The sequence below is a fragment of the Pantoea sp. LS15 genome, from assembly GCF_012241585.1.
In the GTDB taxonomy this organism is placed as follows: domain Bacteria; phylum Pseudomonadota; class Gammaproteobacteria; order Enterobacterales; family Enterobacteriaceae; genus Enterobacter.
On sequence record NZ_JAAVXA010000011.1, the window covers coordinates 110473 to 130188 of the forward strand.

21 protein-coding genes are annotated in these 19716 nt (G+C 54.1%); 16 read left to right on the top strand and 5 right to left on the bottom strand.

What is annotated here, in order from left to right; translation table 11 throughout:
• The first annotated feature begins 59 nt into the window (after positions 1 to 59).
• The 12 genes from HED65_RS16290 to trpS all read left to right on the top strand — a co-directional run bounded on the left by HED65_RS16290 (position 60) and on the right by trpS (position 10034).
• Complete coding sequence (locus HED65_RS16290) at positions 60 to 836, top strand: type IV pilus biogenesis protein PilM (protein ID WP_114979352.1); 777 nt, start codon at positions 60 to 62, stop codon at positions 834 to 836.
• Positions 833 to 1327 (top strand): PilN domain-containing protein, encoded by a 495-nt coding sequence (locus HED65_RS16295; protein WP_114979353.1) that lies wholly within the window; start codon positions 833 to 835, stop codon positions 1325 to 1327. The genes HED65_RS16290 and HED65_RS16295 overlap by 4 nt, the downstream gene beginning before the upstream one ends.
• A 3-nt stretch (positions 1328 to 1330) precedes the next feature.
• Positions 1331 to 1792, top strand: a complete 462-nt coding sequence (locus tag HED65_RS16300) for a HofO family protein (protein ID WP_114979354.1) — start codon at positions 1331 to 1333, stop codon at positions 1790 to 1792.
• Complete coding sequence (locus HED65_RS16305) at positions 1782 to 2186, top strand: HofP DNA utilization family protein (protein WP_114979355.1); 405 nt, start codon at positions 1782 to 1784, stop codon at positions 2184 to 2186. Before HED65_RS16300 ends, HED65_RS16305 begins: the two co-directional genes overlap by 11 nt.
• Complete coding sequence (gene hofQ / locus HED65_RS16310) at positions 2113 to 3336, top strand: DNA uptake porin HofQ (protein ID WP_411266781.1); 1224 nt, start codon at positions 2113 to 2115, stop codon at positions 3334 to 3336. The genes HED65_RS16305 and hofQ overlap by 74 nt, the downstream gene beginning before the upstream one ends.
• A gap of 286 nt (positions 3337 to 3622) precedes the next feature.
• On the top strand, positions 3623 to 4144 hold the full coding sequence (aroK, locus tag HED65_RS16315) for a shikimate kinase AroK (RefSeq protein ID WP_003861630.1): 522 nt from the start codon (positions 3623 to 3625) through the stop codon (positions 4142 to 4144).
• A 57-nt stretch (positions 4145 to 4201) separates the two neighbouring features.
• On the top strand, positions 4202 to 5290 hold the full coding sequence (gene aroB / locus HED65_RS16320) for a 3-dehydroquinate synthase (RefSeq protein ID WP_114979357.1): 1089 nt from the start codon (positions 4202 to 4204) through the stop codon (positions 5288 to 5290).
• Positions 5291 to 5382: 92 nt separating this feature from the next.
• On the top strand, positions 5383 to 6684 hold the full coding sequence (damX, locus tag HED65_RS16325; RefSeq protein ID WP_114979358.1) for a cell division protein DamX: 1302 nt from the start codon (positions 5383 to 5385) through the stop codon (positions 6682 to 6684).
• A gap of 67 nt (positions 6685 to 6751) precedes the next feature.
• Positions 6752 to 7564 carry an adenine-specific DNA-methyltransferase gene (gene dam / locus HED65_RS16330; RefSeq protein ID WP_028018014.1) on the top strand — a complete coding sequence of 271 codons (813 nt, stop codon included), beginning with the start codon at positions 6752 to 6754 and terminating at the stop codon, positions 7562 to 7564.
• Between the two features lie 41 nt (positions 7565 to 7605).
• On the top strand, positions 7606 to 8283 hold the full coding sequence (gene rpe, locus HED65_RS16335; RefSeq protein WP_024907923.1) for a ribulose-phosphate 3-epimerase: 678 nt from the start codon (positions 7606 to 7608) through the stop codon (positions 8281 to 8283).
• A complete protein-coding gene (gph, locus tag HED65_RS16340; RefSeq protein WP_114979359.1) occupies positions 8276 to 9037 on the top strand; it encodes a phosphoglycolate phosphatase in 762 nt (253 codons plus the stop codon). The genes rpe and gph overlap by 8 nt, the downstream gene beginning before the upstream one ends.
• Positions 9030 to 10034 carry a tryptophan--tRNA ligase gene (gene trpS, locus HED65_RS16345; protein ID WP_114979360.1) on the top strand — a complete coding sequence of 335 codons (1005 nt, stop codon included), beginning with the start codon at positions 9030 to 9032 and terminating at the stop codon, positions 10032 to 10034. The genes gph and trpS overlap by 8 nt, the downstream gene beginning before the upstream one ends.
• A gap of 82 nt (positions 10035 to 10116) precedes the next feature.
• Here trpS and HED65_RS16350 read toward each other — a convergent pair whose 3' ends face one another.
• The 4 genes from HED65_RS16350 to nirB form a co-directional block, all read right to left on the bottom strand.
• Positions 10117 to 10287, bottom strand: a complete 171-nt coding sequence (locus HED65_RS16350) for a YhfL family protein (RefSeq protein ID WP_028018011.1) — start codon at positions 10285 to 10287, stop codon at positions 10117 to 10119.
• Positions 10288 to 10430: 143 nt separating this feature from the next.
• Entirely contained in the window at positions 10431 to 11804 is a 1374-nt protein-coding gene (gene cysG / locus HED65_RS16355; RefSeq protein WP_114979361.1) for a siroheme synthase CysG, read from the bottom strand.
• Between the two features lie 136 nt (positions 11805 to 11940).
• Complete coding sequence (gene nirD / locus HED65_RS16360) at positions 11941 to 12267, bottom strand: nitrite reductase small subunit NirD (RefSeq protein WP_114979362.1); 327 nt, start codon at positions 12265 to 12267, stop codon at positions 11941 to 11943.
• Complete coding sequence (gene nirB, locus HED65_RS16365) at positions 12264 to 14807, bottom strand: nitrite reductase large subunit NirB (RefSeq protein WP_114979363.1); 2544 nt, start codon at positions 14805 to 14807, stop codon at positions 12264 to 12266. Before nirB ends, nirD begins: the two co-directional genes overlap by 4 nt.
• Before the next feature lie 239 nt (positions 14808 to 15046).
• On the opposite strand from nirB, the gene HED65_RS16370 reads away from it, so the two are divergent.
• Positions 15047 to 16348 (top strand): cytosine deaminase, encoded by a 1302-nt coding sequence (locus HED65_RS16370; protein WP_114979364.1) that lies wholly within the window; start codon positions 15047 to 15049, stop codon positions 16346 to 16348.
• 18 nt (positions 16349 to 16366) lie between these two features.
• On the opposite strand, the gene tsgA is transcribed toward HED65_RS16370, so the two are convergent.
• Positions 16367 to 17551 carry an MFS transporter TsgA gene (tsgA, locus tag HED65_RS16375; RefSeq protein ID WP_114979365.1) on the bottom strand — a complete coding sequence of 395 codons (1185 nt, stop codon included), beginning with the start codon at positions 17549 to 17551 and terminating at the stop codon, positions 16367 to 16369.
• Between the two features lie 277 nt (positions 17552 to 17828).
• On the opposite strand from tsgA, the gene ppiA reads away from it, so the two are divergent.
• The 3 genes from ppiA to pabA all read left to right on the top strand — a co-directional run bounded on the left by ppiA (position 17829) and on the right by pabA (position 19684).
• Positions 17829 to 18401 carry a peptidylprolyl isomerase A gene (gene ppiA, locus HED65_RS16380; protein WP_114979366.1) on the top strand — a complete coding sequence of 191 codons (573 nt, stop codon included), beginning with the start codon at positions 17829 to 17831 and terminating at the stop codon, positions 18399 to 18401.
• Positions 18402 to 18505: 104 nt separating this feature from the next.
• Positions 18506 to 19090, top strand: a complete 585-nt coding sequence (locus HED65_RS16385) for a putative adenosine monophosphate-protein transferase Fic (protein WP_114979367.1) — start codon at positions 18506 to 18508, stop codon at positions 19088 to 19090.
• Between the two features lie 30 nt (positions 19091 to 19120).
• Positions 19121 to 19684 carry an aminodeoxychorismate synthase component 2 gene (gene pabA, locus HED65_RS16390; RefSeq protein WP_114979368.1) on the top strand — a complete coding sequence of 188 codons (564 nt, stop codon included), beginning with the start codon at positions 19121 to 19123 and terminating at the stop codon, positions 19682 to 19684.
• The last annotated feature ends 32 nt before the right edge of the window (positions 19685 to 19716 follow it).

A 19716-nucleotide genomic window follows, 5' to 3' on the forward strand; every position in this document is an offset into this window, starting at 1 on the left:
GCAAGCCTGATTCATTGATATAGCCGTCACGGTGACGGGCGATAAGGAGATCGTGAAGCATGGCTTTCAAAACATGGCAAACGGGCGTTCATATTCAACAGGATAGGGTGCTGATTATCGCATTGGCCCGGGAGAGAGCGGGCTGGTGCTTGCGTCGCTGGTGGGCAATCTCCCTGGCCGAAGGCATTATTCGGGAAGGTAAAATTTGCCAGCCAGAACAGCTGGTTGACGCGTTGCGCGACTGGCGGAAGACGTTGCCGCACCACCACCGTGTGTTCCTCTCTTTCCCGGCAGCACGCACCCTGCAACGGTCACTTCCCCGCCCGGGCATTGCGCTGCGCGACAGTGAGCAACTTTCATGGCTGGGCGCGGCGCTCTCTCGCGAACTGGAGATGCCAGCAGAAACGCTCTGTTTCGATTACGTGCAGGACACGTTCAGCAACACATTTCATGTTACCGCCGCACAAAACAAAGAGGTTGAAACTCTCCTGGCGCTGGCGAAAACGCTACGTTTGCGGCTGGTGACGATTACCCCGGATGCCAGCGCACTGGCGAACCTTCTTCCCGCAGTTGCCCCGGCGCATTGCGTCGCCTGGCGAGATGAACATCAGTGGCTTTGGGCTATGCGCCACCAGTGGGGACGCCGCTTTACCACAGAAGCTGCAAACGCGACGGAACTGGCGGCACTGCTGGCCCTGAGCCCAGGCGATATCGCGCTGTTCGATAGCCTACGTGACCCATGGGAAACCCTGGATCGCTGCCATGCCCCTCTACCGGATTGCGGTGCTGATTACACCGTCGCGCTGGCGTTGGCCATGAGCGAGGTTCCTGAGTGAACATGACGAACTTTATGCCGTGGCGACAGCAACGACGGGCGCGATGCCTGCGTTTCTGGGGCGCGATGTTTGTCGGCGCATGGCTGGTGATGCTGATGGTCATTTTCGGTCTGAGGATAAACCACCAGGTGAGACTGCACGCTCTGCGAGCTGAACTGGCGGGAATGCAGTCTGTGCATCACGCACTTATGTCTCGCCAGACGCTGACCACAGAGGTGCCGATGCCTGCACTGAAACGTCAACGACACACATGGCAACCGGTGCTGGAATCACTTGCCAGCGTCATTCCGTCGCAGGTCTGGCTGACAGAACTGCGTTATCAGCCTCCAGCTCTGATGCTTATCGGGTATGCCACTACCCTGCCAGCCCTTTCTGCGCTGCGTGATGTACCTGGACAACTCGACGGGTTCACGACAGGACCCGCAGGAGAGATCCGCCAGGATAGCCAGGGACACTGGATGTTCACATTTAATCTGAAAAGTGAGAGGTAATGTGTGGACACCTTGTTGGAACGCTGGTGCGAAAACCGATCATGGCATCGGGTGCTTTGCTGGTGTCTGAGTATTCTCTTTGCCGGGCTGGCTGGATGGAGCACCTTGCTCCGTCCAGTAGACAGGCTGTGTGCTGAACTCCAGCGGCAATTGATGCAGGATGCCCGGGCTAATGCATCGCTATGGCCCGCAGCCAGTAAGATACCTTTTAGCCCGGAACCCCCGGAAATGCAGGAGATGCAGCCCTTTTCACCGCTCGATTTTCAGGGGAACGGTGTGAAATTGGTTCACTGGAAGCCGTCGCAAAGGGGAGGAGAACTGACGCTGGATGCTGAATGGCCGGCGATCCCGACCGTTTTTTCTCTGCTGGCACAGCGGGATGTGCAGGTCGCGGCTTTCGCGATTGCGCCACAGGATGCGTTGTTACGCCTGCGGCTGGATCTGGAGTCGGATCATGCGAAATAGTGCGCGTTGCTTGCTGGTTTGTTCGGTGCTGACATTGACCGGCATGCGCGATCCGTTTCGCCCGCCGGACGATCCTTGCAGTAGTGGTCAACTGGTGCAGTGGCACTACCGCGGTATGGTGGCGGGTCATGAAACGGTTGGCATCTTACAGGATGGGCAAAAGCGCTGGTATCGCCTGAAAACGCATCAGCGCTTCCCGGTGGGCTGGCAGGTAAAAGCCATCAATGAGTCAGCACTGGTTGTTGATGTGGGTGACACATGTGAACCTGGACAATGGACGTGGCAACGAGAAGGAACGATTAAAAATGAACTTAAGGATAATGCTGTTGCTGCTGGCGTTCTGCCATCCGCTGTGGGCCACCGTACCAAAACCCGTCACGCTGGTGGTGGATGATGTTCCTGTGGTTCAGGTGCTACAGGCACTTGTCGTGCAGGAGAATCGTAATCTGGTGATATCACCGGATGTTAGCGGCACGCTTTCACTTAACCTGACGCGCGTCCCCTGGCGACAAGCGCTACAGACGGTAGTCAACAGCGCCGGGCTCGTTTTACGAGAGGATGGTGGCATTTTTTATGTCCATACCGCGGCCTGGCAGCGCGAACAGCGGGAGCGTTCAGAGCAGGAGCGGACGCGCCGGCAGCAGGATGCCCCACTGGTCTCACAGAGTCTCTCTTTTTCTTACGCCGATGCCGGGGAGTTACAAAAAGCAGCCGAAAAACTCCTGAGCCCAAAGGGGAGTTTATCACTCGACAAGCGCACTAACCGCCTGTTGGTTCGGGATAATCAGACGGTGCTGGAGATGCTACAGCGCTGGGCCGCCCAAATGGATATTCCCGTCGAGCAGGTTGAGCTGGCGGCGCATATCGTGACCATTAATGAAAAAAGCCTGCGTGAGCTAGGAGTGAAGTGGAATCTCGCCGACGCCACCGACGCGGGCAAGGTCGGACACGTCACGACGCTTGGCAGCGATCTTTCCGTGGCCAGCGCTACCAGCCACGTGGGTTTTAATATCGGGCGAATTAATGGTCGGCTGCTGGATCTGGAGTTGTCTGCACTGGAGCAAAAACAGCAGGTTGATATCATCGCCAGCCCGCGACTGCTGGCCTCGCATATGCAACCGGCCAGTATCAAACAGGGGAGTGAGATCCCGTATCAGGTCTCAAGCGGTGAAAGTGGGGCGACTTCTGTGGAATTCAAAGAGGCGGTATTAGGGATGGAGGTGACTCCCGTGGTATTGCCTGGTGGACGTGTGCGTCTGAAATTACACATCAGTGAGAATATGCCGGGGCAGGTGCTGCAGCAGGCTGATGGTGAAACGCTGGCGATCGACAAACAAGAGATCGAAACACAGGTGGAGGTAAAAAGCGGAGAAACACTGGCGTTGGGTGGAATTTTCTCGCAGAAGAACAAAACTGGCAGCGACAGCGTGCCGGGGCTGGGTCGCATCCCCTGGATTGGGCAGCTTTTTCGTCATGATGGAAAAGACAACGAACGACGTGAGTTAGTGGTGTTTATTACACCACGTCTGGTCGGTATTCACTGACGGGTAACGATCCCCGCAATGATTTTGCATTCAGTTTGTTGCAGATGTTTGACGTGGGGCATGAATTAGCATACAAGGAGTACCGATTTGAGTTGGACTTACGTCTTATTACCTTATGCGCCCGGCGTGGTGATTTAATCAGTTGCCAAACAAGCCGGAGTATTGAGATAATTTTTAGTCTGACTCTCGCTCTATTGCATATGAGGTTTCAGTTCATGTCCTGCTACGCTGGGTGTCTGCGAAGCGGGGATTACCATTAACGAATAGTCTTAGTAGTACCGATAAAATGGCAGAGAAACGCAATATCTTTCTGGTTGGGCCTATGGGTGCCGGCAAAAGCACTATTGGGCGTCAGTTAGCTCAACAACTCAATATGGAATTTTACGATTCTGATCAAGAGATTGAGAAACGAACCGGAGCTGATGTGGGCTGGGTTTTCGACGTAGAAGGCGAAGAAGGTTTCCGTGACCGAGAAGAAAAAGTGATCAACGAACTCACGGAAAAACAGGGCATTGTGCTGGCAACAGGCGGCGGCTCTGTAAAATCTCGCGAAACCCGCAACCGTCTCTCCGCCCGTGGCGTAGTGGTCTATCTTGAAACGACCATCGAGAAACAGCTGGCACGTACGCAGCGTGATAAAAAGCGCCCGCTGCTGCAGGTTGAAACGCCACCACGCGAAGTTCTGGAAGCGTTGGCCGATGAACGCAATCCGTTGTACGAAGAGATTGCTGATGTGACCATTCGTACTGACGATCAGAGCGCTAAAGTGGTTGCAAACCAGATTATTCATATGCTGGAAAGCAACTGATTCTGGCTTTATATACACTCGCCTGCGGGTAAAAGCATTAAAGGTGGATGTCGCGTCATGGAGAGGATTACAGTTACTCTCGGGGAACGTAGTTACCCTATCACCATCGCGGCTGGTTTGTTTAACGACCCAGCTTCCTTTTTACCACTGAAAGCGGGTGATCAGGCGATGCTGGTCACCAACGAGACGCTGGCTCCGCTTTATCTTGACCGTGTACGCCACCTGCTAGAGCAGGCAGGCGTAAAAGTCGACAGTGTCATTCTGCCCGATGGCGAGCAGTATAAAAGTCTGACGGTACTGGATACCGTCTTTACCGCATTGCTGCAAAAACCGCATGGTCGCGATACAACACTGCTTGCCCTGGGCGGCGGTGTTGTGGGCGATCTCACCGGCTTTGCGGCTGCAAGCTATCAACGTGGTGTCCGTTTTATTCAGATTCCAACCACGTTATTGTCTCAGGTCGACTCTTCTGTTGGCGGCAAAACTGCGGTCAACCATCCGCTTGGCAAAAACATGATTGGTGCGTTCTACCAGCCCGCTTCGGTGGTGGTGGATCTCGACTGTCTGAAAACGCTGCCGAAGCGTGAGCTGGCTTCTGGTCTTGCTGAAGTGATCAAATACGGCATTATTCTGGATAGCGAGTTCTTTGACTGGCTTGAAGAGAATATGGATGCGTTGCTGCGCCTGGATGAGGCTAAACTGGCATATTGCATCCGTCGTTGTTGTGAGCTGAAAGCGGAAGTTGTCGCTGCGGACGAGCGTGAAACGGGCTTACGTGCTTTACTGAATCTGGGGCATACGTTTGGTCACGCGATTGAAGCCGAAATGGGTTACGGTAACTGGCTTCACGGTGAAGCGGTTGCTGCCGGAATGGTGATGGCTGCTCGCACCTCTGAACGTCTGGGGCAGTTTAAACCGGATGAGACGGCGCGCATCATCGCGCTGCTTGAGCGTGCAGGCTTGCCAGTGACCGGGCCGCAAGAGATGTCGGCACAAGCGTATTTACCCCACATGATGCGCGATAAAAAAGTATTGGCAGGTGAGATGCGTCTTGTACTCCCGCTTGCAATAGGGAAGAGTGAAGTGCGCGGCGGAGTGCCGCACGATGTCGTTCTTGGCGCTATCGCTGATTGTCAGCAGGCGTAACAACTAGAAAGGTCAGGCCACTGTTGCAGGTGGTCGTTTAGCTTCAGGTGAAATGCAAAGTCGTTGGCATAAGCCTTTGAGTGGGGTGTTAAATGGATGAATTCAAACCAGAAGACGAGCTGAAACCCGATCCCAGCGATCGTCGTACTGGTCGTTCTCGTCAATCTTCAGAACGTGATAACGAGCCGCAGATCAACTTTGACGATGTTGATCTGGATGCAGACGATCGTCGCCCTTCGCGCAGCCGCAACGCGCGTGATGAGCGAGAAGAAGAGGATTATGAGTCCGAAGAAGATTCAATGGACGAAGAGCCTGTAGAGCGTCGCCCGCGTAAACGTAAGAAAGCCGCTGCACCAAAACCGGCTTCCCGCCAGTATCTTATGATGGGGCTTGGCGTGTTGGTACTTGTGCTGCTGATTGTCGGCATTGGTTCTGCACTTAAAGCACCATCAACGAACTCAACCGAGCAAACTGCCTCCGCTGAGAAGAGCATCAACCTCTCCGGTAACGATGCGGCAAATCAGGCAAATGGCGCGCAACCTGCACCGGGTACTACCCCGGCAGAGCAGACCGCAGGAAACACCGCAGCACCACAGGATGTTTCTCTGCCGCCGGTTTCCTCAAACCCAGCTCAGAGCCAGGCACCTGTTACGCCTGAAGGTCAGCAGCGTGTAGAAGTTCAGGGAGACCTGAATAATGCACTGACTCAGCCGCAAAACCAGCAGCAGATTGATAACGCCGTAGTTAACTCTACACTGCCAACTGAACCTGCAACCGTCGCACCGATTCGCGGTGGTAACGCTCAGCCGCAAACTGCTGCGACGGAAACGAAACCGCGCCAGACACAAACTGCGACACGCCCTGAACGTAAGCAGGCAGTGATTGAGCCTAAACGCGAAACTAAACCTCAGGCAGTGGTGAAAGCGCCTGAAGTGAAAGCCGCACCAGCACAGCCAAAACATACTGAAACGGCTGCGGTGAGCGAGCCAGCAAAAGCGCCAGTCACACAGACTGCGCCGAAAGCAACGGCGAGCACGACAGCACCGACGACGACTGCTGCACCTGCAGCGTCTGCTACAGCTTCCAGCACCGCAGCAGGCAAAACAGCAGGTAACGTAGGTTCGCTGAAATCTGCACCTTCCAGCAATTACACGCTGCAGCTGAGCAGTTCGTCTAACTATGACAACCTCAACGGTTGGGCGAAGAAATCGAATCTGAAAAACTACGTGGTTTATCAGACGACCCGTAACGGTCAGCCGTGGTATGTGCTGGTGAGCGGTGTGTATGCGTCCAAAGATGAAGCGAAACGCGCCGTGGCGACACTGCCAGCAGACGTTCAGGCGAAAAACCCGTGGGCGAAGCCAATTCATCAGGTTCAGGCCGATCTGAAGTAATGTTTAAAGCGCAGGATGCTGTCGGAGCTTTCTCCACAGCCGGAGAAGGTGTAATCAGTTAGTCAGCATGAAAAAAAATCGCGCTTTTCTGAAATGGGCAGGGGGGAAATACCCCCTGCTCGATGATATTAAAAAGCACCTGCCGAAAGGTGAGTGTCTTATCGAGCCCTTCGTGGGCGCGGGGTCGGTGTTCCTGAACACCGATTTTTCTCGTTATATCCTGGCGGATATCAACAGCGACCTTATCAGCCTCTATAACATCGTCAAACTGCGTACCGATGAGTATGTCGCAGAGGCGCGTAAACTGTTTACGCCTGAGAACAATAACCCGGACATTTACTACCAGTTCCGCGCGGAGTTCAATCAGAGTGAGGATTCGTTCCGCCGGGCCTTGTTGTTCCTCTATCTTAACCGACATGGCTACAACGGCCTGTGTCGGTATAATCTTCGTGGTGAATTCAACGTACCTTTTGGCCGCTATAAGCGCCCGTATTTCCCACAGGACGAGCTGTATCACTTTGCTGAAAAAGCACAGAATGCTGAGTTTCACTGCCTCTCCTATGAAGAGTGTATGGAACTGGCAGGCGTAAACTCGGTGGTTTACTGTGACCCCCCTTATGCACCGCTGTCTGCGACGGCAAATTTCACTGCCTATCACACCAACAGCTTCAGCCCGGCCGAACAGGCTCGTCTGGCAGAGATGGCGGAAAAGCTGGTCAGTAAAAGAATTCCGGTGTTAATTTCAAATCACGATACCCCTGATACGCGCGAATGGTACAAAGCCGCGAAGCATTTTCAGGTTAAAGTGCGGCGTAGCATTAGCAGCAACGGCGGCACACGTAAAAAGGTGGACGAACTCCTGGCTCTTTATCGCCCCTGAGCCGTTTTGCCCGCCGGTAAATACATTTCAAGGAGATGCGGATGAAACAGTTTTTGATTGCTCCCTCAATTCTGTCGGCCGATTTTGCCCGCCTGGGTGAAGACACCGCTAAAGCTCTCGCGGCTGGCGCAGATGTCGTCCATTTCGACGTGATGGATAACCACTACGTCCCCAATTTGACCATTGGCCCAATGGTGCTCAAGGCGCTGCGTAACTATGGCATTACCGCCCCGATCGACGTACACCTGATGGTGAAACCGGTTGACCGCATCGTGCCAGATTTTGCTGCGGCGGGAGCCAGCATCATCACCTTCCACCCGGAAGCCTCTGAACATGTGGATCGTACGTTGCAGCTGATCAAAGAGAATGGCTGTAAAGCCGGTCTGGTGTTTAACCCGGCAACGCCGCTGAGCTATCTCGATTATGTGATGGATAAGCTGGACGTAATTTTGCTGATGTCCGTTAACCCAGGCTTTGGCGGCCAGTCGTTCATTCCTCATACGCTGGATAAGCTGCGTGAAGTGCGTCGTCGTATTGATGAGTCAGGCTACGACATTCGTCTGGAAGTGGATGGCGGTGTGAAAGTGAATAACATTGGTGAAATTGCGGCAGCGGGCGCGGATATGTTCGTTGCAGGTTCGGCAATTTTCGACCAACCGGATTACAAAAAAGTCATTGATGAAATGCGCCGTGAACTGGCGAAGGTAAGTCATGGATAAATTGCAGACAATTCGGGGTGTGGCATTCGACCTCGACGGCACGCTGGTCGACAGCGCGCCGGGCTTAACAAGCGCTGTTGACCAGGCGCTGTATGCGCTTGAACTCCCCGTTGCGGGTGAAGAGCGTGTGGTAACGTGGATCGGCAACGGTGCTGACGTGCTGATGGAGCGTGCGTTGACATGGGCTCGCCAGGAGCGCGCGTCGCAGCGTTCGGCGCAGGGTAAACCGAGCGTCGATCATGCCGACATCCCGAAGGACGAGCAACTGCGTATTCTGCGCAAACTGTTTGATCGTTTCTATGAAGAGACTGTCGAGGAGGGGAGTTTCCTGTTCCCGGACGTCCTGGAAACGCTGAGCACACTGCATGCGAAAGGCATCCCGCTGGGGCTGGTAACCAATAAGCCAACGCCATTTGTTGCACCTCTGCTAGAAGCGCTGGATATCGCGAAGTATTTCACCGTCATTGTGGGCGGTGATGACGTACAAAACAAAAAGCCGCATCCGGAACCGCTTCTGCTGGTGGCAGGAAAATTATCCTTAACGCCTGCGGAGCTGCTCTTTGTTGGTGATTCACGCAATGATATTCTGGCTGCCCGAGCGGCTGGGTGTCCTTCCGTCGGGTTAACCTACGGCTACAACTACGGTGAGGCCATCACGCTAAGTGAGCCGGACGTCGTGTTCGACCACTTCAAAGATTTGTTGCCCGTACTCGGGCTTTCACACAGTGAACATCAGGAATTGAATAATGACTAAGCCCATCGTTTTTAGTGGCGCACAGCCTTCAGGTGAATTGACCATTGGTAACTACATGGGTGCGTTACGTCAGTGGGTCAGCATGCAGGATGACTACCATTGCATTTATTGCATCGTCGATCTCCATGCGATTACCGCGCGTCAGGATCCTGAGAAACTGCGTAAAGCCACGCTGGATACCCTGGCGCTGTATCTGGCCTGCGGAATTGATCCTGAAAAGAGCACCATTTTTGTTCAGTCGCATGTACCTGAGCACGCACAGCTGGGCTGGGCGCTGAACTGCTACACCTACTTCGGCGAGCTGAGCCGCATGACCCAGTTCAAGGATAAATCCGCGCGCTACTCTGAAAACATCAATGCCGGTCTGTTCGACTATCCGGTTCTGATGGCTGCAGACATTCTGCTGTATCAGACTAACCAGGTTCCTGTTGGTGAAGACCAGAAGCAGCACCTGGAGCTGAGCCGTGATATTGCCCAGCGCTTTAATGCGATTTATGGCGATGTATTCAAGGTACCTGAACCATTCATTCCGAAATCCGGCGCACGCGTGATGTCACTGCTGGAACCGACCAAAAAGATGTCTAAGTCTGACGATAACCGCAACAACGTTATCGGCCTGCTGGAAGATCCGAAATCAGTCGTCAAAAAGCTGAAGCGCGCGGTCACCGACTCCGACGAGCCGCCTGTCGTGCGCTACGACGTGCAGAACAAAGCGGGTGTCTCCAACCTGCTGGATATTCTCTCCGGGGTCACCGGTCAGAGCATCCCTGAGCTGGAACAGCATTTTGAAGGCAAGATGTACGGCCACCTGAAAGGTGAAGTGGCAGATGCCGTTTCTGGCATGCTGACTGAGCTACAGGAGCGCTATAACCGCTATCGTAACGACGAAGCTTTCCTGCAGAAGGTGATGAAAGACGGCGCGGAAAAAGCCAGTGCACGCGCGTCCGAAACCCTGAGGGCGGTGTACGAAGCGATTGGGTTTGTGGGTAAGCCTTAAGCTTACTTTGCCGCCACCTGACAAAAAATCGACTAAATAAATAAACCGGGAGATTCCCGGTTTTTTTACGCCTGAAAAACGCTTACTGCTGTGCCGCTGGGCCGCAACCACCGATGATCTTCGAAATAGAGATCGCCGGGTGCAGCAGATAATCGTAGCTGCAGTTATTTTTCGTGTTTTCTACACGACCGGTGCAAGCCGTCAGAGTCGATAACAGGCCTACCAGAACGGCGGCTTTTGCCAGTTTAAACATACGCATTCCTTGTCTGAAAACGAAAATAAGATGTAACTCAAGGGAATAAAGGGAAAAAGTTCCACTTCGGGGCGGTATGTTATCGACAGCAGTAAGAGGGGAGTAGTCCGCATAAGGACTACTCAGGGAAGGACTAATATGCGTTAGTGATTCGAGAACCAGTTAAGTTTATCGCGCAGTTCCACCACACGGCCCACGACAATCAGCGCCGGGCTTTCAACCTGTTGCGCCAGTTCACCGAGCTGTGTCAGCACGCCATTTACCACGCGCTGCGTAATGGCGGTACCGTTTTCCACCAGTGCGACAGGCATATCTGCATCCATGCCGTGTTCCAGCAGTTTCGCCTGAATTGTGGCGGCCTGGTTCAGCCCCATATAGAACACCAGCGTCTGTTTTTCTGCGGCCAGGTTATGCCAGTCCAGCTCGCTGCCGGTTTTCAGGTGGCCCGTCACCAGACGCACGCTCTGAGCGTAGTCCCGGTGTGTCAGCGGAATGCCTGAGTAGGCTGAGCAACCGGATGCCGCCGTAATGCCCGGCACGACAGAGAACGGAATACCCGCGTTGCACAGGGTTTCCAGCTCTTCACCGCCACGGCCAAAGATAAACGGATCACCACCTTTCAGACGCACCACGCGTTTTCCCTTTTGCGCCTCGCGCAGCAGGATCTGGTTAATCTCTTCCTGCGGCACGCAATGGTAGCCCGCGCGTTTGCCCACAAAAATACGGTCAGCATCGCGACGCACCAGGTTCATGATGTCATCGGAGACCAGGCGATCGTAAACCACGATATCGGCCTGCTGGATCTGCTGGAGACCTTTCAGCGTCAGCAAGCCCGCATCTCCCGGCCCAGCCCCCACCAGAACCACTTCACCGCGGTGATCCAGCGGTTCGCGCAGCAGTTGTTCGGTCGTCTCTTCAACGGCTTTGCTGTCCTGATTCGCCAGCGACTGCGCCAGCCTGTCGTTCACAAAGAATTTTTCCCAGAACCGACGTCGCTCACCTACGGTTGCGAAGGTTTGCTTCACACGGGAGCGGAGCTGTCCGGCGTAATGCGCAATCTGACCAAGATGCTGTGGCAGCACGGCCTCCAGTTTTTCCCGCAGCAGGCGAGCAAGTACCGGCGAGCGGCCACCGGACGACACTGCAATCATCAGCGGTGAACGGTCGATAATCGACGGCATGATAAAGCTGGCTTCCTGTGGCGCATCCACCACGTTACAGAAGATACGGCGCGCTTCGCAGGCATCGCTGACGCGCTGGTTCACGATATCATCGTCCGTCGCGGCAATAGTCAGCCAGCAGGTATCCAGCAGGGATTCATTAAACGCCCCCCGCTCCAGCGTGAGCATTCCTTCCTGGGCCCAGACCTCAAACTGTGGCGCAAAGTCGAGGGCGTTAACAGTCAAACGGGCACCCGCTTCTAACAGCAGGCGCGCTTTGCGTTCCGCCACATCGCCGCCGCCCACGAGCAGGCAGTCGCGGTTGCGTAATTGACAAAAAATTGGCAGGTGATCCACGACGTTACCTCGCAGCATTCATGGAGGGGGTAAGAATTGACGTCAGGATAACAGCAGGAATCGTACAGAACATACGGTTTTTCCTGCCGTTACCCATAAGGGGTCATAAGCCTTTCCTATAGGAAAGGCGAGGGGATTAGCCTTTCAGCTGCACCTTGCCGTCCTTCACGCGTACGTCGTAGTGCTTCACGGAGTGGCTGGCATCTTCCATACAGTGTCCGTCGCTCAGGCGGAAACGTTGTTTTTTCAGCGGACTGGCAACCCACAGTTCGCCCTGATGCTCCGCAATCAAGCCGCGGGAGAGGACGCTGGCCTCAAAGAACGGGTCGATATTGCTGATGGCAAAAACCTGTTCATCGTGGCGAGGACGGAAAATCGCGACCTGCTCCTTGCCCAGCAGCGCACAGACGCCGGTGGCAGGCAGGATGTCGTTAATATTACAGATGTTTACCCACTGACTCATGCGTTTTCCTCCACCAGCGTTACCGGAATTCGTTCATACGGTGTCGCCGGACGATGCTGTTCGCGCTCTGCCACAACCTGTACGTTCGGGTCGCGCTGGGTGCTGTTGATAAAGTGTTTGAAGCGCGTCTGTGCCGCCGGGGTGTTCACGGTTTCGGTCCATTCGCAAATCACCGCTTCGCGCAGGCGAGCCATCTCGGCTTCAAGCTGTTCGTTAAGGCCCAGTTTGTCGTCGATGATGACTGACTTCAGGTAGTCGATGCCGCCTTCCAGGTTGTCCAGCCAGGAAGCGGTACGGGTCAGCTTGTCGGCGGTACGGATGTAGAACATCATGAAGCGGTCGAGATACTGAATCAGCGTATCGTGGTCGAGATCTGCCGCCAGCAGGTCTGCGTGGCGTGGTTTCATCCCGCCGTTACCGCACACGTACAAGTTCCAGCCTTTCTCAGTAGCAATAATACCCACGTCTTTACCCTGCGCTTCCGCACATTCACGAGTACAGCCGGAGACGCCAAACTTCATTTTGTGCGGCGTACGGATGCCTTTGTAGCGGTTTTCCAGTTCCACGCCGAAGCCCACGCTGTCGCCGACGCCGTAGCGGCACCAGGTGCTGCCTACGCAGGTTTTCGCCATACGCAGCGCTTTGGCATACGCGTGGCCGGTTTCGAAGCCCGCTTCAATCAGCTGACGCCAGATTTCTGGCAGATCATCTTTCTGCGCACCAAACAGGCCGATACGCTGGGAACCAGTAATTTTGGTGTACAGATTAAATTCACGTGCAATGCGACCTACGGCGACCAGCCCTTCCGGGGTAATTTCGCCACCGGCAGAACGTGGAATAACAGAGTAGGTACCGTCTTTCTGGATGTTTGCCAGGAAGTTATCGTTGGTGTCCTGCAGTGGCGTATGTTCAGGTTTGAGAACGTACTCATTCCAGCAGGAAGCCAGCAGAGAACCAACGGTTGGCTTACATACTTCGCAGCCATAACCCTGGCCGTGTTTTGCCAGCAGTTCGTCGAAGGATTTGATGCCCTCCACGCGGATCAGATGGTAAAGCTCCTGGCGAGAGTAAGAGAAGTGTTCGCACAGATTGTTGTTCACTTCGATGCCCTGTTTCGCCAGTTCGGCGTTCAGCACCTGGGTGACCAGTGGAATACAACCGCCGCAGCCGGTACCGGCTTTGGTTTCCGCTTTCAGTGCTGCAACGGTGTGGCAGCCTTTGTTGATAGCTGAAATCAACATGCCTTTGGTGACGTCGAAGCAGGAGCAAATTTGCGCGCTGTCTGGCAGTTTATCAACGCCGATAGACGGTTTGCCGCTCGAGGCGTGAGCAGGCAGGATCAGGGCGTCCGGGTTTTCCGGCAGTTCGATGGCATTCAGCACCAGTTGCAGCAGGTTGCCGTAATCGCTGGTGTCACCCACCAGCACCGCGCCGAGCAGGGTTTTGTTGTCCTGGCTGACGATCAGGCGTTTATAGACTTCTTTGCTTTCGTCGAGGTAGACGTAGCTGCGTGAGTTCGGGGTACGACCGTGGGCATCGCCAATACCGCCAACGTCCACGCCCAGCAGCTTCAGCTTGGCGCTCATGTCTGCGCCTTCGAAGGCGTTCTCCGTTCCGAGGATATGGTCTACGGCGACCTGCGCCATTTTGTAGCCCGGGGCGACCAGCCCATACACACGGTTGTTCCAGCTGGCGCACTCGCCAATTGCGTAGATGTCCGGATCAGAGGTCTGGCAGGTATCGTTAATCATGATACCGCCGCGCTGAGCAACGGCCAGGCCACACTGGTTAGCCAACTTGTCGCGAGGGCGAATACCGGTGGAGAAGACGATAAAGTCTACTTCCAGCTCGCTGCCGTCGGCAAAGCGCATGGTTTTGCGCGCTTCAGTGCCTTCCTGAACGATCTCTTTGGTGTTTTTGCTGGTGTGAACTTTCACACCCATGCTTTCGATTTTACGGCGCAGCTGGTCACCACCCATGTGGTCAAGCTGTTCTGCCATCAGCATCGGGGCAAATTCGATGACGTGAGTTTCAACGCCGAGGTTTTTCAGTGCGCCTGCAGCTTCCAGACCCAGCAGGCCGCCACCAACCACTGCACCGCGTTTGCTGCGACGTGCACAGTTTTCGATGGCCTTGAGGTCTTCAATGGTACGGTAGACGAAACAATCCTGGGTTTCCGAGCCTTTAATTGGTGGGATCCACGGATAAGAGCCAGTCGCCATGATCAGCTTGTCGTAAAAAACTGTGCGTCCGGCGCTCGAGTGGATCACTTTTTCCTGACGGTTGATGGTGATAGCGCGTTCGCCCACCAGCACTTTAACGCCATGCTTCTCGTAGAAACCTTCACGCACCAGAGAGAGTTCTTCGGCGGTATGATGGGAGAAGTAGGAAGAAAGATGCACACGGTCGTACGCCTTGCGGGGTTCTTCACAGAACACGGTAATATCGAACTGGGCAGCGTCAGCTTTATCAAGAAGATCCTCAATAAAGCGGTGGCCGACCATGCCGTTACCGATGATAGCGAGTCTGACTTTGCTCATTATTGCCTCGATTTCTTTTCTATTACTGCCTACCTTAACGATTCAGCTACGGCGCTTATTGATGCAAATCAAATACGTCTTCGCCTACTCCTTAGGTGGTATGCGACTGATTTGTCAGGATTTTTATAAGTGGCGGAAATCGAAGGCTTTTCGTTGTCGTTGAATTTGTGTACAACTCAGAGACGATCGTTGAAAAATCGGTACGCCTGAATATCAGCTGCATTTTTTAGGGGAAAGGTATGTCTACAACACCGTTATGGCTTGTTCAGAATGTTCGTTTACCGGGTCGGGAAGGGCTGTGGCAACTCGCCATTGATAACGGGCGATTTGGTGACATTACCCCAATGGATGATATCCACGACGAAAGTTATGAAGTCTTAAATGCCCGTGGAGGGCTGGCGATCCCGCCGTTTATCGAGCCGCATATTCATCTTGATACAACCCAGACGGCAGGTGAACCGAACTGGAACCAGTCCGGCACGTTGTTTGAAGGTATTGAGCGCTGGGCGGAGCGTAAGGCGTTGCTCAGCCATGACGATGTCAAAGCGCGTGCCTGGAAAACACTGAAGTGGCAAATTGCCAATGGTATTCAGTTTGTCCGCACCCATGTGGATGTCTCCGACCCGACGCTTACTGCTCTTAAGGCGATGCTGGAGGTGAAGCAGGAGGTTGCCCCGTGGGTGACGCTGCAAATTGTCGCGTTCCCGCAGGAAGGTATTCTTTCGTACCCGAATGGCGCGGCACTGCTGGAAGAGGCGTTAAAACTGGGGGCTGACGTGGTGGGGGCGATCCCGCACTTCGAATTCACCCGGGAATATGGCGTGCAGTCTCTGCATATCGCCTTCGAGCTGGCGAAGAAATATGACCGTCCGCTGGATATCCACTGTGATGAAATCGACGACGAGCAGTCCCGCTTTGTGGAGACTGTCGCCATGCTGGCGTATGAAGCCGGTATTGGCGCGCGGGTAACGGCCAGCCATACCACTGCCATGCACTCATACAATGGCGCGTACACCTCGCGGCTGTTCCGTCTGCTGAAGATGTCAGGCATTAACTTTGTGGCGAATCCGCTGGTGAACATTCATCTGCAGGGGCGCTTTGATGATTATCCTAAGCGTCGCGGCATCACCCGGGTGAAGGAGTTGCAGGAAGCGGGCATTAACGTCTGCTTTGGTCATGACGATGTGTTTGATCCATGGTATCCGCTTGGTACCGGCAACATGTTGCAGGTGCTGCATATGGGGCTGCATGTTTGCCAGATGATGGGCTACCCGCAAATCGACAGCGGGCTGAACCTGATTACACACAACAGTGCCAGAACCTTTGGTCTGAGTGATTACGGTATCGCAACGGGGAACCCGGCAAACCTGATAATCCTGCCGGCAGAGAGCGGATTTGAAGCGGTGCGCTGTCAGGTGCCGGTGCGCTGGTCGATTCGTCAGGGGCGGATTATTGCCACCACGCAGCTGGCGCAGACGTGGATCCAGATGGATAACGGGGGTGAAGAGGTGAGTTTTGCCAGAAACAGCCCCTCTGCTTAACGCAAAGGGGCAAGGCGATTAGTGAGAAGCTGCCGCCACGTTATGCTGGCGGTGGCGGGTCACGAAGCCCAGGACGAGGCACATGATAAACACTACGGCATACAGACCGTTCGCGGTGTGCAGTGCAGCCAGAGGACCGCTGTGCGCAACAATCGGGCCCGTGACGACGAAGGTCAGCATGGTGCCGATGGTGCCGCAGGTCAGCACGAAGTTAACCAGTTTTGGCGAGGCCACTTTGGTCTGCAGCGAGCCCAGGGTAATGATGGACGTGTAAATTGCGCTGGAGAAGAAGCCCAGGGTCAGAATGAACCATGGCATATGTTCCGGGGAACCGTTGATGAACAGATACATCAGCACGGTTGCCAGTCCAGCCAGCACGGTCAGGATGCGCTGCAGATCGAAGAAGCGCAGGATGAAGCTAAACGCCCACATGCCAAACATGTAAGACATCCAGAAATCACTCACCAGTTTGCCCGCATCGTTCAGGCTCATGCCGAGACCTTTAGCGTATTCCGGTACCCAGGAGATAAAGCCCAACTGACCCAGGATGTAGCACAGGGCGGCAATGGAGAGGAACAGCACGCTGATGCCCCATTTCTCTTTCGCGACAGGTTCTGCCGTGGTCTGGGCTTTTTTGCCCAGCACCGGGAATTCACAGCCGAAGGTCAGAATAAAGATCGCCACGTAGACCAGCCCAATGCAGGCATAGACCCAGTACCACTCAATGCTGCGCGCCAGCAGAACAGCGGCGACCATCGGGAAAATCATCCCGGCCATGCTGAAGAAGGAGTCAGTAAACAGCAGACGTGCGCCGCGCTGACGGCCTTCATACATGTGGGTAATCAGGAAGGTACCAATCGACATGGTGATCCCGCTCACCAGACCGAGCACGAACATGGCGGCGGAGAACAGGGCGATGCTGTGGCTCAACATCAGACCCGCCACGGCGGCGACCATCAGCACAAAGCCAAAACGCAGCTGCGTTTTCAGCGGAACAATTTCCATCAGCCAGGCATTCAGGAAGATAGAAATCAGGATCCCCGCGTTGAGGAAAGTGAAAGTGTTACTCATGCTGGATACGGGCAGCTGGAAGTAGTCTGCGATGTTCCCCATCACCATCCCGGTGACGATCACCAACGCGCCGGTCAGGGCGTAGGAGAAGAAGCTGATCCATGTGAGCTTGATGCGATTGCTGTTAGTCATGTCTGGCCTGTTCAAAAAAGAAAAGCGCCCATCGGGCGCTGAGAGCGGGCAGATTTTAGACATTAAAGTGATCTATTCATATCTTTTCAGAGAAATTCTGGATTCATTGCATATTTTTATGTGACTCAGATCACATAAAGTGGCGCTTAAACCAATCGTTTGCGTGGTTACAACTGTTTCAATTTCGTAAAATTAGGTAAAAGGCTGGTCTCCGTTCATACTGCTCTTTAGAATCAAGCCATTCGCTTTTTATACTGCGCTTTGTTAAGGAATTCTCATGCTCAAATCAACACTGGCGGCTGTCGCAGCTGTGTTTGCTCTTTCTGCCGTTTCCCCTGCTGCGCTGGCAGCAAAAGGAGATCCTCACGTCCTGCTGACCACCTCCGCCGGGAACATTGAGCTGGAACTGAATATCCAGAAAGCCCCTGTTTCCGTGAAAAACTTCCTCGACTACGTGAACAGTGGTTTCTATAACAACACCACTTTCCACCGCGTGATCCCGGGCTTTATGATTCAGGGTGGCGGCTTCAATGAGCAAATGCAGCAGAAGCAGCCGAACCCGCCTATTAAAAACGAAGCGGACAACGGTCTGCTGAACAAGCGCGGTACCATTTCCATGGCGCGTACAGCAGATAAAGACAGCGCGACCAGCCAGTTCTTCCTCAACGTGGCGGATAACGCCTTCCTCGACCACGGCCAGCGTGACTTCGGTTATGCCGTCTTCGGTAAAATTGTGAAAGGGATGGATGTGGCGGACAAGATCTCTCAGGTGCCTACCCATGATGTCGGCCCATACCAGAATGTGCCGTCAAAACCTGTCGTTATCCTCTCCGCAAAAGTTCTGCCATAACGTTTTTTGACACGGGCGTCCCCCGCCCGTGTTTTGCCCCTCCCTGCGAAAGCGCGTTTTGCTGCTTATACTTGTGGCAAACGGACTATTCAGGGAGGCGTTAAGTGAAAAAACTCACCGATAAGCGAAAATCCCGTCTCTGGGAACAGCAGCGTAACGTCAATTTTCAGGCCAGTTGCCTCCTTGAAAAAGGTAATGGTCCTTCAGAACCTCACATTGAGACGCTGGAACTGGGGCCTTCTGCCCCCGGTTTGCCCCATCTGTGCCATATTCACCGCCATTTGTATCGCAGAGAGATGAAACGGGCAGGCGAGTTCCGCACCGCCGATATTGCTAAGGGCGACATTCCTTTTTGTCATTTCGAGTACATCGAGAAGATGGGGAATGAACTGATGGAGGCACTGGAAAACGACAAATATCTGGTCGGCCTTCAGAAAGACGCGTTTACAGATAAAGTTAGCCATTACTATTGTGAAATCAACATGCTGCATCCTTTTATGAGTGGCAATGGCATTTCGCAGCGCATTTTCTTTGAGCAACTGGCGATCCACGCCGGTTATACGCTGGACTGGCGCGATATCGATCCGGATCAGTGGGTGGTGGCCAACCAGAGCGGTGCAATGGGGGATTTGACGGCCCTGAATGCTATCTTTGCCAAAGTAGTGAGCGAAGCACGGGAAACTGAGTAGAATAGGGCGGCATTTTTTTCGGGAGCCGCCATGATTCTGCTGATTGATAACTACGATTCCTTCACCTGGAACCTTTACCAGTATTTTTGTGAGCTGGGTGCAGAGGTGGTTGTCCGCCGCAACGACGACATTAGCCTGGCGGATATTGAAACACTGGCTCCACAGAAAATCGTGATTTCACCGGGGCCGTGTACGCCGTCGGAATCGGGCATTTCTCTGGATGTTATCCAGCACTATTCCGGCAAACTGCCGATCCTCGGCGTCTGTCTTGGCCATCAGGCCATTGCCCAGGTATTTGGTGCCACTATCGTACGCGCTGCTAAAGTGATGCACGGTAAAACTTCTCCGGTCACCCACACTGGCGTTGGGGTATTCACCGGGCTCAATAATCCGTTAACCGTGACGCGCTACCATTCACTGGTGATTGACCCGTCGACGCTGCCTGACTGCTTTGAGGTGACCGCCTGGAGCGATACGCAGGAGATCATGGGGATTCGTCATCGCGAATGGGATCTCGAAGGCGTGCAATTCCACCCGGAAAGCATCCTCAGCGAGCAGGGACACGCGTTGCTGGCAAATTTCCTTAATCGCTGAATATCTGTTGCCTTGTTGTGATTTTTTATGCA